The sequence below is a fragment of the Klebsiella sp. K5-204 genome (assembly GCF_030128585.1).
GTDB classification, from domain to species: domain Bacteria; phylum Pseudomonadota; class Gammaproteobacteria; order Enterobacterales; family Enterobacteriaceae; genus Klebsiella; species Klebsiella quasipneumoniae.
On sequence record NZ_JAKUZS010000002.1, the window covers coordinates 637,715 to 651,866 of the forward strand.

The 14,152-nt window shown below is 56.5% G+C and carries 15 protein-coding genes and 1 pseudogene; 6 read left to right on the forward strand and 10 right to left on the reverse strand.

Annotated features, from left to right (window positions below; genetic code table 11):
• Window positions 1–5 precede the first annotated feature (5 nt).
• Window positions 6–242, reverse strand: a complete 237-nt coding sequence (locus MKR05_RS08570) for a DUF1656 domain-containing protein (protein WP_032453115.1) — start codon at window positions 240–242, stop codon at window positions 6–8.
• 172 nt (window positions 243–414) lie between these two features.
• On the opposite strand from MKR05_RS08570, the gene slyA reads away from it, so the two are divergent.
• Complete coding sequence (slyA, locus tag MKR05_RS08575; protein WP_004143833.1) at window positions 415–855, forward strand: transcriptional regulator SlyA; 441 nt, start codon at window positions 415–417, stop codon at window positions 853–855.
• Window positions 856–889: 34 nt separating this feature from the next.
• Here slyA and MKR05_RS08580 read toward each other — a convergent pair whose 3' ends face one another.
• Both MKR05_RS08580 and slyB read right to left on the reverse strand, forming a co-directional pair.
• On the reverse strand, window positions 890–2,251 hold the full coding sequence (locus tag MKR05_RS08580) for a GGDEF domain-containing protein (RefSeq protein WP_102002038.1): 1,362 nt from the start codon (window positions 2,249–2,251) through the stop codon (window positions 890–892).
• Between the two features lie 224 nt (window positions 2,252–2,475).
• Window positions 2,476–2,943: an outer membrane lipoprotein SlyB gene (gene slyB / locus MKR05_RS08585; RefSeq protein WP_002907749.1), complete on the reverse strand. Its 468-nt coding sequence runs from the start codon at window positions 2,941–2,943 to the stop codon at window positions 2,476–2,478.
• Between the two features lie 268 nt (window positions 2,944–3,211).
• Here slyB and anmK point away from each other — a divergent pair, with 268 nt between their 5' ends.
• The 5 genes from anmK to pdxY all read left to right on the forward strand — a co-directional run bounded on the left by anmK (window position 3,212) and on the right by pdxY (window position 7,787).
• On the forward strand, window positions 3,212–4,336 hold the full coding sequence (anmK, locus tag MKR05_RS08590; protein ID WP_023289931.1) for an anhydro-N-acetylmuramic acid kinase: 1,125 nt from the start codon (window positions 3,212–3,214) through the stop codon (window positions 4,334–4,336).
• A gap of 92 nt (window positions 4,337–4,428) precedes the next feature.
• Entirely contained in the window at window positions 4,429–4,752 is a 324-nt protein-coding gene (gene mliC / locus MKR05_RS08595; protein ID WP_032428867.1) for a C-type lysozyme inhibitor, read from the forward strand.
• Window positions 4,753–4,809: 57 nt separating this feature from the next.
• Window positions 4,810–5,466 (forward strand): pyridoxamine 5'-phosphate oxidase, encoded by a 657-nt coding sequence (pdxH, locus tag MKR05_RS08600; protein ID WP_032428866.1) that lies wholly within the window; start codon window positions 4,810–4,812, stop codon window positions 5,464–5,466.
• Window positions 5,467–5,590: 124 nt separating this feature from the next.
• Window positions 5,591–6,865 (forward strand): tyrosine--tRNA ligase, encoded by a 1,275-nt coding sequence (gene tyrS / locus MKR05_RS08605; protein ID WP_131096227.1) that lies wholly within the window; start codon window positions 5,591–5,593, stop codon window positions 6,863–6,865.
• A 61-nt stretch (window positions 6,866–6,926) separates the two neighbouring features.
• Entirely contained in the window at window positions 6,927–7,787 is an 861-nt protein-coding gene (pdxY, locus tag MKR05_RS08610) for a pyridoxal kinase PdxY (RefSeq protein WP_023289928.1), read from the forward strand.
• Between the two features lie 42 nt (window positions 7,788–7,829).
• On the opposite strand, the gene gstA is transcribed toward pdxY, so the two are convergent.
• The 7 genes and pseudogenes from gstA to MKR05_RS08645 all read right to left on the reverse strand — a co-directional run.
• Window positions 7,830–8,435, reverse strand: a complete 606-nt coding sequence (gene gstA / locus MKR05_RS08615; RefSeq protein ID WP_284118106.1) for a glutathione transferase GstA — start codon at window positions 8,433–8,435, stop codon at window positions 7,830–7,832.
• Between the two features lie 110 nt (window positions 8,436–8,545).
• Window positions 8,546–10,051 (reverse strand): dipeptide/tripeptide permease DtpA, encoded by a 1,506-nt coding sequence (gene dtpA / locus MKR05_RS08620; RefSeq protein WP_023289927.1) that lies wholly within the window; start codon window positions 10,049–10,051, stop codon window positions 8,546–8,548.
• Between the two features lie 602 nt (window positions 10,052–10,653).
• Window positions 10,654–11,289 (reverse strand): endonuclease III, encoded by a 636-nt coding sequence (gene nth / locus MKR05_RS08625; RefSeq protein ID WP_023289926.1) that lies wholly within the window; start codon window positions 11,287–11,289, stop codon window positions 10,654–10,656.
• A gap of 1 nt (window position 11,290) precedes the next feature.
• Complete coding sequence (locus tag MKR05_RS08630) at window positions 11,291–11,989, reverse strand: electron transport complex subunit E (RefSeq protein WP_023289925.1); 699 nt, start codon at window positions 11,987–11,989, stop codon at window positions 11,291–11,293.
• A gap of 2 nt (window positions 11,990–11,991) precedes the next feature.
• The gene (gene rsxG / locus MKR05_RS08635) at window positions 11,992–12,612 is read right to left on the reverse strand and encodes an electron transport complex subunit RsxG (RefSeq protein WP_032453110.1); all 621 of its coding nucleotides are present in this window, start codon (window positions 12,610–12,612) and stop codon (window positions 11,992–11,994) included.
• 10 nt (window positions 12,613–12,622) lie between these two features.
• Entirely contained in the window at window positions 12,623–13,675 is a 1,053-nt protein-coding gene (gene rsxD, locus MKR05_RS08640) for an electron transport complex subunit RsxD (RefSeq protein WP_032453109.1), read from the reverse strand.
• Window positions 13,676–14,152 (reverse strand): annotated as a pseudogene (locus tag MKR05_RS08645) (electron transport complex subunit RsxC); the annotation flags it as partial. It abuts the gene before it with no gap.

A 14,152-nucleotide genomic window follows, 5' to 3' on the forward strand; every position in this document is an offset into this window, starting at 1 on the left:
GTAGATCACCAGGCAATCAATAACAGCAGGGCCAGACAGACCGCGAGCGCGAACAGGGAGAGATCCATCAGCAGGGGATGCCAGATGTCGCCCGCATACATCCAGTCACGCAGCTGGCGATGTAAAAACAGCCAGATAAAGAAGCCCAGCAAGACGGCTTTGAACAACGGAGGGAAATAGACGGATGCGCCGAACATCAGGTCCTGCAGCGGCAATCCGGATGAATTAAGACTCAGTTTCACAAGCAAAAATCCTTTGCCATAACAGGGATAACCTCAGGACGTGCTACTCTTTAACAGTGTAAATCATTGTTTTGGTTTTTGTTGAATCAAGTAATTCATTTGTTTTGATTATTCAAATGCTGCACACTATTCTAAAATCAGTATAATAACTTAGCAAGCTAATTATAAGGAGATGAAATTGGAATCGCCACTTGGTTCTGATCTGGCACGTTTAGTTCGCGTCTGGCGCGCGCTAATCGACCATCGCCTGAAACCTCTGGAGTTAACGCAGACCCACTGGGTCACGCTGCATAACATCCACCAGCTGCCGCCTGAGCAGTCGCAGATCCAGCTGGCGAAAGCCATCGGTATTGAACAACCGTCGCTGGTGCGTACGCTCGATCAGCTGGAGGAGAAAGGGCTTATTTCTCGCCAGACCTGCGCAAGCGATCGGCGGGCCAAACGCATCAAGTTGACTGAAAAAGCCGAACCGCTGATCAATGAGATGGAAGAGGTGATAGGCAAGACCCGCGATGAAATCCTCTCGGGGGTCTCGAAGCAGGAAGTGGAGACGTTGCTCCACTTAATTCGTAAACTTGAACAAAATATCCTCGATCTCCAGGCAAAAGATTAATCCTTTTGCGGCCCGGGTTATCCCGGGCCTTTTTTTACCCACCCTGGCGTCGCCAGATCACCACCCGATTACGTCCGCTGTTTTTTGCTTCATACATGGCTTCGTCCGCACGCTGGACGCACTCCTCCGCCGTCACACTTCTGTCATGGGTGGTATACACCCCCATGCTGATGGTCATCCGCTCTGGCAGAGCGGTCTGCTCGGCGCTGACCGCCAGACGGATGCGCTCGGCGATCGCCTGCGCCTCGTTCTCTGAGGTGTTGACCAGCAGCAGGGCAAACTCCTCACCGCCGATGCGGGCGGCGACATCATCCTTGCGCGAATGGCTGTCCAGCACCGAGGCGGCAAATTGGATCACCTTGTCGCCGGCGATGTGGCCGTAGTTATCGTTGATGCGTTTGAAATGGTCGAGGTCGCTGATAATCACCGACAGCGGATGCTGGGCCTTCACCTTCGCCAGTTGCTGGTTTAGGGTGTCATAGAAGAAGCTGCGGTTATAGAGGCGGGTCAGCGGGTCGCGGATCGAATTCTGGTAGGAGTTGACATACTTGTGGTTAGACTCCCGATAGAGGATAAAGACGTCGACCAGCAGCACCAGGATCAGGAACAGGGTGCACAGCGTTTCAAAAAAACGCGCCTGATACCAGGCCTGATCGAGTTCCCCAACGGTAGAGAGCAGCCGGAAGAGGGTGAACAAATATGCGCTGCAAAAAAAAGCGCCGCTATACCAGAAAATATTGCGCAGTTTGCTCAAGCAAATTATTAATATTAGCGTGATAAACCAGACTGCCATCAGCAGCCAGCTGATAATACTTTGCCACAGCGGGGTGAAAGTATGATTCAGGTCGTCGATAAAATTGATGCTCAGCTTCGGCGAGTGGCTGGAGTACAGCCATGATAAATAAATAATGGTTAATACAAGAACAATACATGCCGCGAAAGTCATTACATGGGCTTTCCAGGAATGCATGATGCGCCGGCGGAAGTAATACAAAATAATTGATGACATGAATAAGATAGCCATCATTATATTGCGAAAGAAATAATATATGACGGCGTCATTTTGTTTCACCACCGGCGAGGGATTGCAGCTGAGCCAGTCCGGATAGCTACTGAGCGTGCCCAGCATCAGCAACGCCGAACAGGCAAAGCCGAAAGCGACAGGGGTCAGATACAGGCGACGCTTGCTGCTCCAGTATTTCATGCCCATAAAACAGGCAATAGTGATATGAAACACCATCAGAAAACTGGTCAACAGAGGAAATAGTGTAGATGAAGTGCTGTTAAATCTGGTGTGAAAAAAGTCCGTCAACCCGGTCATGCCGACCCCGGCCAGTAAACAAATACAAATATAAACGATAAGACGTTTAACGACATGATTCATGTGTTTGGGCATAGACAATATTCCACAGGGAAAAGCAAGGGCAACGATATTGCGTCGACATAAAAAGAGTAATGTGCAGAAGAGTAGTCGGGGATGACTGATAAAATATTGCGCAGGCGCAATGATTAATGCAATTCAAAAATTAAGATGTCTGAATGCTAATGCGAAGCTATTAGGGTGTAATACATGCAGAGGAAAAATACGATGCGGCATAACTGGCCGCATCGTCAGAGGGATTATCGAGGAGAGACGGTGACCTGGCTGCCGCTGCCGGCAATCGCCACGCGCTGACCCACGGAGAACGGGGTGCTGCCCTGTTTCTGCACCACCATAATGGTATTGCCGTCATCCTTACGGATTTCCAGTTCCACGCCCTGGGTTTTATTCATCGCACCCTGCACGCCCTGACCGGCTACGCCGCCCGCGACCGCACCTGCCGCTGTGGCCAGAGAGCGTCCGGTACCGCCGCCGATGGTGTTCCCGAGGAACCCACCCAGCACCGCACCGCCAATCGCCCCGATGGCATTGCTGTCGTCGCCGCTCTGGATCTGTACGGCGCGGGTATGCACGATGGTACCGTATGTCACGCTCTGCACCTGTTTGGCTTCAGATGCGGAATACACATCGCCGGACAGGCCGCTGCTGCTCACGCAGCCTGCGAGCGTGAAACCAATCATCGATACAGCCAAAACACGTAAAATCATTTATGAATCTCCTGTTCACCGAAGGTGTTCAATTGAACGTCCATGCGGTTAATTATATGGCATTTAGTCGTCGGCGGGCATAGCTTCTCTCCGGACTATACAAAAAATAATAATTAATGGTGCTTCAACCATAACTAAACGCCGGTTCTTTACGATGTTCTCTGAATTGTCGCTCTATTGTTAAAAAGTATTATTACAACATAGCATTAGCGGACACTTTATGGTGGAGTGAAGGATATACAAGGGTCATGGAATGAAGGAACAACGTATGAGATCGGGTCGCTTTATTGGCGTTATGTCTGGTACCAGCCTTGATGGTATCGATGTCGTTTTGGCTGCCATCAATGAAAACATGGTGGCGCAGCAGGCCAGTCTCACCTGGCCCATCCCACACGCGATAAAAGAAGAGATTCTGGCGATTTGCCAGGGCCAGTCATTGACCCTTTCACAGCTAGGTCGTCTGGACACCCGACTGGGGCGGCTGTTTGCCGATGCCGTGCTGGCGCTGATGCGACAGGAAAAGCTCAAACCCACCGACGTTATTGCCATCGGCTGCCATGGACAGACCGTATGGCATGAACCCCAGGGCGACGCGCCGCATACGATGCAAATTGGCGATAACAACCAGATCGCCGCCCACACCGGCGTCACCGTGGTGGGGGATTTTCGTCGCCGGGATATGGCGCTTGGTGGGCAAGGGGCGCCGCTGGTGCCGGCATTCCATCATGCGCTGCTGGCGCACCCCGTTGAGCGGCGGATGGTGCTCAATATCGGCGGGATCGCTAATGTATCGCTGCTGGTGCCGGGCCAGCCGGTGCGGGGCTATGATACCGGACCGGGAAATATGTTGCTGGACGCCTGGATCTGGCGCCAGCAGGGCAAACCGTACGATAAGGACGCCCAATGGGCCAGCGAAGGTAAAGTGCTCCTGCCGCTGCTGCAGGATATGCTGAGCGATCCATGGTTTGCCCTGCCGGCGCCGAAAAGCACCGGTCGGGAATATTTCAATTACGGCTGGCTGGAGCAGCATCTGGCTCGTTATCCTGGGCTGCGCGGGCAGGATGTGCAGGCAACGCTCGCGGAATTAACCGCCGTGACCATCAGTGAGCAGGTATTGTTAAGCGGCGGCTGCGAGCGTTTGTTAGTGTGCGGCGGCGGCGCGCGTAACCCATTGTTAATGGCGCGCCTGGCGGCCCTGCTGCCGGGAACTGAAGTCTCCACCACCGATGAGGCGGGGATCAGCGGCGATGATATGGAAGCGCTGGCCTTTGCCTGGCTGGCCTGGCGCACGATCGCCGGCCTGCCGGGTAATCTGCCCTCCGTGACCGGCGCCAGCGAAGCCACGGTGCTGGGCGCCATTTTCCCTGCTAACCCGCCGCAGAATCGGAGTTAACTGAAATCTTAAAGACGACGCGACCGGTAAACTGGACAAGTTAAGCGGAGGGCGGAGTGCCCTCCGTGACCGGGAAAGTCGAAGGCAAACGAATGAAAAAAATTCTTATCGCAGTTGTACCTTTTATGCTGGCGGGCTGTAGCTACTACAACCAGTTTGTCGAGCGGATGCAGACGGACACGCTGGAGTATCAATGCGACCAGAAACCGTTGACGGTCCATCGCAATAACCAACGCCAGCAGGTTAGTTTTATCTATGACAATCAGCAGCTGAATCTGTCAGAGGGGCTGTCGGCTTCCGGCGCGCGCTACACCGACGGCGTCTATGTCTTCTGGTCGAAAGGCGATACCGCCACCGTCTATAAGCGCGACCGCATCGTCCTCGATAACTGCCAGCTGCAGACCGCCAAACGTTGAGATTTCTGTCCGGGGGGCGCACAATAACGCCACCTTTTGACTATATCCTCAATGGCCATGTCTGATAACGACGAACTCCAGCAAATCGCGCACTTGCGCCGTGAATACACCCGTGGCGGTTTGCGTCGCCACGATCTTCCTGCTGAACCTCTGCCGCTGTTTGAGCGCTGGCTGCGTCAGGCCTGCGACGCGAAACTCGCCGACCCAACGGCCATGGTGGTTGCCACCGTCGATGAGCGCGGCCAACCCTATCAGCGCATTGTGCTGCTTAAGCATTACGACGAAAAAGGGCTGGTGTTTTATACCAACCTCGGCAGCCGCAAAGCCCATCAGATTGAAAATAACCCGCAGGTCAGCCTGCTGTTTCCGTGGCATATGCTGGAGCGCCAGGTGATGGTGATCGGCAAAGCGGAACGCCTGTCGACGCTGGAGGTGGTCAAATATTTCCACAGCCGCCCGCGTGACAGCCAGATCGGCGCCTGGGTCTCGCAACAGTCGAGCCGGATCTCTGCCCGCGGTATCCTGGAGAGCAAATTCCTCGAGCTGAAGCAGAAATTCCAGCAGGGTGAAGTGCCGCTGCCGAGTTTCTGGGGCGGATTCCGCGTCAGCATCGAGCAGATGGAGTTCTGGCAGGGGGGTGAACATCGCCTGCACGATCGCTTTTTATACCAGCGCGATAACGGCGCCTGGAAAATCGACCGCCTGGCACCGTAATTGCCGAAATTAGTTATCGAAGCGCTGGCGCTGAAAGGGCCGGCGCTTTATTCTATGTACTTTTCGCATCTGGCGAAAAGTCGTGTACCGGCAGAGGTGCAGTCGTTTATACATGGAGAATTTGATGGCAAGCAGTAACTTGATTAAACAATTGCAAGAGCGGGGGCTGGTAGCCCAGGTGACGGACGAGGAAGCGTTAGCAGAGCGACTGGCGCAAGGCCCGATCGCGCTCTATTGCGGCTTCGATCCTACCGCTGACAGCTTGCATTTGGGGCATCTTGTTCCATTGTTATGCCTGAAACGCTTCCAGCAGGCAGGTCATAAACCTGTGGCGCTGGTGGGCGGCGCTACCGGTCTGATTGGCGACCCAAGCTTTAAAGCCGCTGAGCGTAAGCTTAATACCGAGGATACCGTGCAGGAGTGGGTGGATAAAATCCGCAAACAGGTAGCCCCGTTCCTTGATTTTGACTGCGGCGACAACTCGGCGATCGCGGCGAACAACTATGACTGGTTTGGCAGCATGAACGTGCTGACCTTCCTGCGCGATATTGGTAAACACTTCTCTGTTAACCAGATGATCAACAAAGAAGCGGTGAAGCAGCGCCTGAATCGTGACGATCAGGGCATCTCCTTTACCGAGTTTTCTTACAATCTGCTGCAGGGTTACGACTTCGCCTGCCTGAACAAGCTGCACGGCGTGGCGCTGCAGATTGGCGGCTCCGACCAGTGGGGCAACATTACCTCCGGTATCGATCTGACGCGTCGTCTGCACCAGAACCAGGTGTTTGGCCTCACCGTGCCGCTGATTACCAAAGCGGACGGCACCAAGTTCGGCAAAACCGAGGGCGGCGCCGTGTGGCTGGATCCGAAAAAGACCAGTCCGTATAAATTCTACCAGTTCTGGATCAACACCGCGGATGCTGATGTCTATCGCTTCCTCAAGTTCTTCACCTTTATGGACATCGCAGAGATCGATGCCCTGGAAGAAGAAGATAAAAACAGCGGTAAAGCGCCGCGCGCCCAGTACGTGCTGGCAGAGCAGGTGACGCGTCTGGTGCACGGCGAAGAGGGCCTGGAAGCGGCGAAACGCATTACCGAGAGCCTGTTCAACGGCAACCTGAGCGACCTGAGCGAAGCTGACTTCGAACAGCTGGCTCAGGACGGCGTGCCGATGATTGAGATGGAAAAGGGCGCCGATCTGCTGCAGGCGCTGGTGGATTCCGAGCTGCAGCCGTCCCGCGGCCAGGCGCGTAAAACCGTCGCCTCTAACGCAGTGACCATCAACGGTGAAAAACAGGCCGATCCGGAATATGTTTTTGCCGACAGCGATCGCCTGTTCGGCCGCTACACCTTGCTGCGCCGCGGTAAGAAGAATTACTGCCTGGTTTGCTGGAAATAAAAAAATACTACCAGGGCGTGGGAAACCACGCCCTTTTTCTTTTTAGGGTTGTGGTAAGAAAATGAAGAACATCCTCGCCATTCAGTCTCACGTTGTGTTTGGCCACGCCGGCAACAGTGCCGCCGAGTTCCCGATGCGCCGCCTGGGCGCCAATGTCTGGCCCCTCAATACCGTACAGTTCTCTAACCACACGCAGTACGGCAAATGGACCGGCTGTGTGATGCCGCCTTCGCACCTGACGGAGATCGTCCAGGGCATCGCCGCTATCGATAAGCTGCAGACCTGCGATGCGGTACTGAGCGGCTATCTCGGCTCTGCTGAACAGGGCGAGCATATCCTGGGCATCGTGCGTCAGGTAAAAGCGGCCAATCCGGCGGCGAAGTATTTTTGTGACCCGGTGATGGGCCATCCGGAGAAGGGCTGCATCGTCGCCCCGGGCGTGGCGGAGTTCCACGTGCGCTATGCGCTGCCGGCAAGCGATATCATTGCGCCTAATCTGGTGGAGCTGGAGATCCTCTGCGGTCATCCGGTCGCCAGCGTGAGCGAGGCGGTGGCCGCCGCGCGGGAGCTGATTGCCCAGGGGCCGGAGGTGGTGCTGGTTAAGCATCTTTCCCGCGCCGGCATGAGCATGGACCGTTTTGAGATGCTGCTGGTGACCGCAGATGAAGCCTGGCATATCAGCCGGCCGCTGGTGGATTTTGGCCTGCGTCAGCCGGTGGGCGTTGGCGATGTGACCAGCGGTCTGCTGCTGGTGAAACTGCTGCAGGGCGCCAGCCTGCGCGACGCGCTTGAGCACGTCACCGCCGCAGTGTACGAGATCATGTTGACCACCAAAAACATGCAGGAGTATGAACTGCAGGTGGTGGCTGCGCAGGATCGTATTGCTGTGCCGGAGCACTGCTTCAGCGCCACCCGACTGTAACTTTCCGACTCTGCCCGGCAGAGCGCCGGGCAGTCTCTGGTCTTACTTTAAGCCTTCCGCTGCCAGTGCGTCAGCCACTGCCGGACGCGCCGCCACCTGCGCCATCCAGCTGCCGATATGACTACAGGCGGCCATATCCAGTTTAATCGCATAGCCCCAGCGCAGCACCGTGAACAGATAACCATCGGCGATAGTGAAGCGATGGCCGGTGAGCCACTGTTTATCCGCCAGCGAGGCATCCACGTACTGCAGTTTTTTCTCGAGCAACGCGCGCGCAACGGGCTTATAGTCCTCCGGGGTGTCCGGGCGGAACAGCGGCGTAAAGCCTTTGTGCAGTTCGGTAGCGACGTAGTTCAGCCATTCCAGGGTCTGGTAACGGGCAACGGAGCCCACGGGCGCCAGAAGATGGCGGTCCGGCACCTGATCGGCGATGTACTGCATAATAGCCACGCCCTCAGTAAGCAGGATGTCATCATCCAGCAGCAGCGCCGGCACCTGACCTTTCGGGTTGATTAGCAGAAAATCTTCCCCGTTTTCCAGCTGTTTCCTTGCCAGATCCACGCTCTGCAAAGTGAAATCCAGGCCGCTTTCGCGCAGGGCGATATGTGAGGCGAGGGAACAGGCGCCGGGTTTGTAGAACAGTTTCATGCGTTACTCCTCGTGGCTGCAGTTTTCTGTATGTTAGTCCCGCCAGGGGTAAAAAAAAAGCCGCTAACCTAACGTTAGCGGCTTAAAAATAATTGGTTTTCCCTGCGGCGTCAGGCTGCCGCGGTTTCGCGTGCTTTTACGTCCGCGCTGTCGTCCTGAGTCATTCGGTTCAGCTTCGGCGCGGTCAGCAGCATCAGGGCGGCGATGACCGCGGTGACGATACCGATCTGCAGGAACACGTGGCCATACACTTCCAGCGACACCAGCGGATCGGTGACGTTTTCCGGTACCGCCATCAGGTTGGCGATTTTCCCGGCGATGATTGCCGCACCGGCGGTGGTGAGGAACCAGCTGCCCATAATGAAGCCCATCAGACGCTGGGGAACCAGCTGAGCGACCATCGCCAGGCCGAGGCCGGAAATCATCAGCTCACCGATAGACTGCAGCGCGTAGCTCAGAATCAGCCAGTTAACCGAGACGATACCGGCGTCGCTGGCGAACTTCGCCCCTAAAGGCAGGACGAGGAACGCGCCGGAGCACAGCACCATACCGATAGCGAACTTGTGCGGCATCGGCAGGCGGTCGCCCATCTTGTTATAGATGGCGGCCAGAATAGGGCTACCAATCATGATCCAGAACGGGTTCAGCGCCTGGTACTGTTCCGGCTCGAAGGCGAGGCCGAGGATCGAGTGCTCCACGTTGCGGATAGCAAAGAAGTTCAGAGAGGTCGGCATCTGGCTGTACAGTACGAAGAAGACGATCGCTTCTACCATCAGCAGGAAGGCGACGATCATTTTGCGACGCGCGGCGCCTTTCAGGCCCATCGCCTCTTTGGCGAAAATCACCACGATACCCAGCGCGATGACGCCCAGCGCCATGCGTGCAATACCCTGGTTGTGCAGCAGCCAGGTAGCGATAGCGACCAGCACCACCACGCCAGCGATGGTCGCCAGCAGTTTACCCATATGCACCGGGGCAAAGTCCGGTTTCGAACCGTACTGTTTCACCCATTTCTGGCAGAAGGCGAAGTTAATGATGGTGATCACCATCCCCACCACGCTCAGGGCGAAGGCGACGCTCCAGCCGAAACGCGCGGCCAGCCACGGAGTTGCCAGCATCGAGAAGAACGAACCGATGTTGATGGACATGTAGTACATGGTAAATGCACCGTCCAGACGCGGATCGTTTTTGTCATAGCAGGTAGAAAGCAGGGAAGACGGGTTGGCTTTAAACAGGCCGTTACCGACGGCGATAGTCGCCATACCCATATAGACGATAGCGGCGTCATGACCGGACCAGGCGACCAGCGCATAGCCGATGGCCAGCACGATAGCGCCCAGCATAATGACGCGTTTGGTACCCAGCACTTTATCGCCCAGCCAGCCGCCAATGGCGACCAGGCCATAAACCAGCGCGCTAAAGGAGGAGAACAGAGTAATGGAATCCGCTTCCGACATACCCAGCTGTTTTACCAGGTAAACGGCCATGATCCCTTGCAGGCCGTAGTAACCAAAACGCTCCCACAACTCGATCGAGAAAATGAGATAGAACGCGCGTGGTTGTTTGAAAGCGTTCAGACTCACGCTTTCTGCTGGTTTATTGTTTGCAGTAGACACATATACCTCTTTTTTTACATCCCATATTTACTGGGGGGTGTTCGGGGCGCAATCTCGTTGGACCGCCGCCTTTATAGTTATTCTTGGAGGGAAAACGGCAGGTAATGTTCACTATCCTGGCGCATCAGGCAAGGCCTTTGTAATAATCTGTTACACATAATCAGGGCGGTATAATGCTCCGGTCATATGAATGTTATCCAGAGTTAAATTTCACCGTTACGTTATCGCTGCTATTTTTATCTTTTTGATTCGCCCATTTTTCCCGTAAAGGCGATATATTCTACTGATTGCGCAATAAAGTAGTGATATGGTCCATTATCCTAAAAATTCATGGCTTATTATCCTGGTGATCTTTGATCAGCCGTTGTGTTGCCTGACTTTTATTTCCATTTTAATAACATTCTTTCAACATCGAGTTGCGAGCATGATCTGGATCACAAATGCATAGAAATTTTGCGACACTAAAAAATTAATGAGCTGGTTGTTTGTTATATAACCGGATAATAGCCCATGAAAATGCGGTTTATGTGGTGTTAACGGCGGGTTAAATAGCTAAATGCGGACCATAACCTAAAGTTAGGCTATGGTCGTGAGTAAGACGATCAGGCGTAAACTTTGTCTTTGAATTCGCAAAGGTCTTCAATCAGGCAGGAGCCACAGCGCGGCTTGCGAGCGATACAGGTGTAACGGCCGTGCAGAATAAGCCAGTGATGGCAGTCGACCTTAAACTCGGCAGGAACCACCTTCAGCAGCTTCTCTTCCACCTGTTCGACGTTTTTCCCGGGGGCGAATTGCGTCCGGTTGCAAACGCGGAAGATATGGGTGTCCACGGCGATCGTCGGCCAGCCAAAGGCGGTATTTAGCACCACGTTGGCGGTTTTGCGGCCCACGCCGGGCAATGCCTCCAGGGCCGCTCTGTCCTCCGGTACCTCGCCGTTGTGCTGCTCCAGCAGGATCCGGCAGGTTTTGATGACGTTTTCCGCTTTGCTGTTAAACAGGCCGATGGTTTTGATATAGGATTTCACGCCCTCCACCCCCAGCGCCAGCATCGCCGCAGGCGTATTGGCCACCGGGTAGAGTTTGGCTGTCGCTTTATTGACGCTCACGTCGGTCGCCTGCGCCGAGAGCAGGACGGCAATCAGCAGCTCAAACGGCGAGCTGAAGTGCAGCTCGGTGGTGGGGTGGGGATCGTTGTCCCGCAGCCTGGTAAGGATCGCCAGGCGTTTGGCTTTGTTCATATTACGCTTTCCCTGTCGCGTCAGACGGTGCGACAGAGTCGGCCCGGGCCGCCTGCGCCTTCCGCTGCTTGCTACGTTCATCGATAAGGTATTTTACCGCCAGCATCATGCCGAGGCCAATAAAGGCGCCTGGCGGCAGCATAGCCAGCAGGAAAGGAGTGTCTGTATGGAAAACCTCGATGCGCAGGACCTTTGCCCAACTGCCAAGCAGGCTGTCGGCGCCGTCAAACAGCGTGCCATTGCCGAGGATTTCGCGCAGGGAGCCCAGCACGAACATCGCGCAGGTGGCCCCCATACCGATAGAGAAGCCGTCCAGCGCCGACAGCGCCGGTCCTTTTTTGGCGGCAAAGGCTTCGGCGCGGCCCACCACGATGCAGTTGGTGACGATAAGCGGGATGAAAATCCCCAGCGACTGATACAGACCGAACGCATAGGCGTTGATCAGCATCTGCACCACGCTCACCACCGAGGCGATAATCATCACGTAGATCGGGATCCGAATCTCCGCCGGGGTCCAGCGGCGCAGGCTGGAGATGGTCAGGTTGGTCAGGGTCAACACCAGGGTCGTCGCCAGACCCAGCCCAAGGGCGTTGGTGGCGGTTGAGGTGACCGCCAGCAGGGGACACATCCCTAACAGCTGAACCAGAGCGGAGTTGTTTTTCCACAGACCCTGGACGATGACGTCTTTAACTTCGCTCATGGTTACTCTCCACAGGCGCTGAATTCAGGAAGTTGCGCAGGCAGCGTTTGTGCATACAGGCCTGCGCGCTTAACGGCATTGACCACCGCCCGGGGGGTGATGGTGGCGCCGGTGAACTGGTCAAAATCGCCGCCGTCTTTTTTGACCGCCCAGTGGCTGTCGCCCTGGCCGTGGATGACTTTCCCGGTAAAATGGGTGATCCAGTCCGACAGGCGCAGCTCGATTTTATCCCCCAGACCCGGGGTTTCATGATGCTCGGTCACGCGGGTGCCGAGGACCGTGCCGCTAAAATCGGCGGCCACCAGCAGCTGGATCGCTCCGGAATAGCCATCCGGCGCGGTGGCTTCCATGACCGCGCCGATCGGCTGGTCGTTATTTTTAGCTATCCACACTTTATGCTGGCCTTTGCCCAGCGCCGGGGCGCTGACCAGATAGCAGCTCTTGAGCAGATCGTTATTATAGCGGTCGGCAGGTAAAACCTGGTCGAATAACGCTTTCTGCTGTTGTGCCGCCTGCTGGTCGATGGTGCTTTTGGTCAACTCATTGATCGCCGCCGTTAGCCCGGTGGAGCCGGCGGCAAACAGCGCCAGCGTGACGCCGTGTTTTCGCATGGTTTTTAACATCTTCGCTCTCTTAACGGTGGCCATACGCGCGCGGACGGGTGTAGTAATCGATCAGCGGCACGGTAATATTCGCCAGCAGAACGGCAAACGCCACGCCGTCCGGGTAACCGCCGAAGCTACGAATAAGCCACACCAACAGGCCGGCGAGGGCGCCAAAGATCAGACGGCCGCGGTTGGTTGTCGAAGCCGTCACCGGGTCGGTCAGAATAAAGAAGGCGCCAAGCATGGTGGCTCCGGAGAGCAAATGCATCTGCGGCGAGGCCAGACTCTGCGGCGAGAAGATCCAGCCGAGGGTCGCGCACAGGCCAAGGCTGACGAGGAAGCTGACCGGGATATGCCAGCGGATCGCTTTCTGCCACAGCAGAAAAAGTCCGCCCGCCAGCCAGGCGATATTCACCCACTGCCAGCCCAGGCCCGCCAGAACGCCGCCGTAAACCGGCAACTGCAGTACCTGCTGGACGCTATGTCCGGCATGCAGGGAGGTTTTGAAGGTATCCAGCGGGGTTGCCTGGCTGATGCCGTCGATACCCAGCCGCAGGCTGGCCATGTCGCCTCCGGCGGCGGTATGACCGGTAAAGATCATCTGCAGCGTATCGCTGAACGCCGGGATATGGGCGGCAATCTCGTATGAAGGCAGCCAGGAGGTCATCTGCACCGGGAAGGAAATCAGCAGCACGACGTAGCCGATCATCGCCGGGTTGAAGGGGTTATGGCCGAGTCCACCGTACAACTGCTTGGCGATCACTATGGCAAAGGCGGTGCCGAGCACCACCATCCACCAGGGGGCCAGCGGCGGAATACTCACCGCCAGCAGCAGGCCAGTGAGCAGGGCGGAGTTATCCCTCAGGGTGGACGCAACAGGCTGTTTGCGCAGTTTGAGAATAGCGGCTTCCATTGCCCAGGCCGTCAGAGCGGCGAGGACAATCTGCAGGACGGTGCCCCAGCCGAAAAACCATGTCTGGACCACAATGCCAGGCACGGCGGCGAGCAGCACCAGCAGCATAATGCGCGAGGTCTGCCGCTGGTTATGGGTATAGGGGGAGCTTGCGATTCTGAAAACCATTTATTCCTCGTTAACTGCCTGCTGTGTTGCTTTGCGCGCCTGAACGCGGGCGATCGCCGCGGCGACGGCCGCTTTGCGTGGGTCGTCATTGGCTGCGGTTGACGCGATTTCCGCCTGGGCGGCCTGCTGTTCGGCTTTGCGCGCTTTGGCGCGGGCGATAGCGGCTTCCACCGCGGCTTTACGCGGGTCGACCGGCTCGGCCGCCGGGGCTTCCGCCGCCGCGGCCTGCTGTTCAGCTTTGCGCGCTTTAGCGCGGGCGATAGCGGCTTCCACCGCGGCTTCACGCGGGTCGGCCGGCTCGGCCGCCGGGGCTTCCGCCGGCGCCGCCTGCTGTTCGGCTTTGCGCGCTTTGGCGCGGGCGATGGCGGCTTCCACCGCGGCTTTACGCGGGTCGGCCGGCTCGGCCGCCGGGGCTTCCGCCTGGGCGGCCTGCTGTTCGGCTTTGCGCGCTTTGGCGCGGGCGATGGCGGCTTCCAC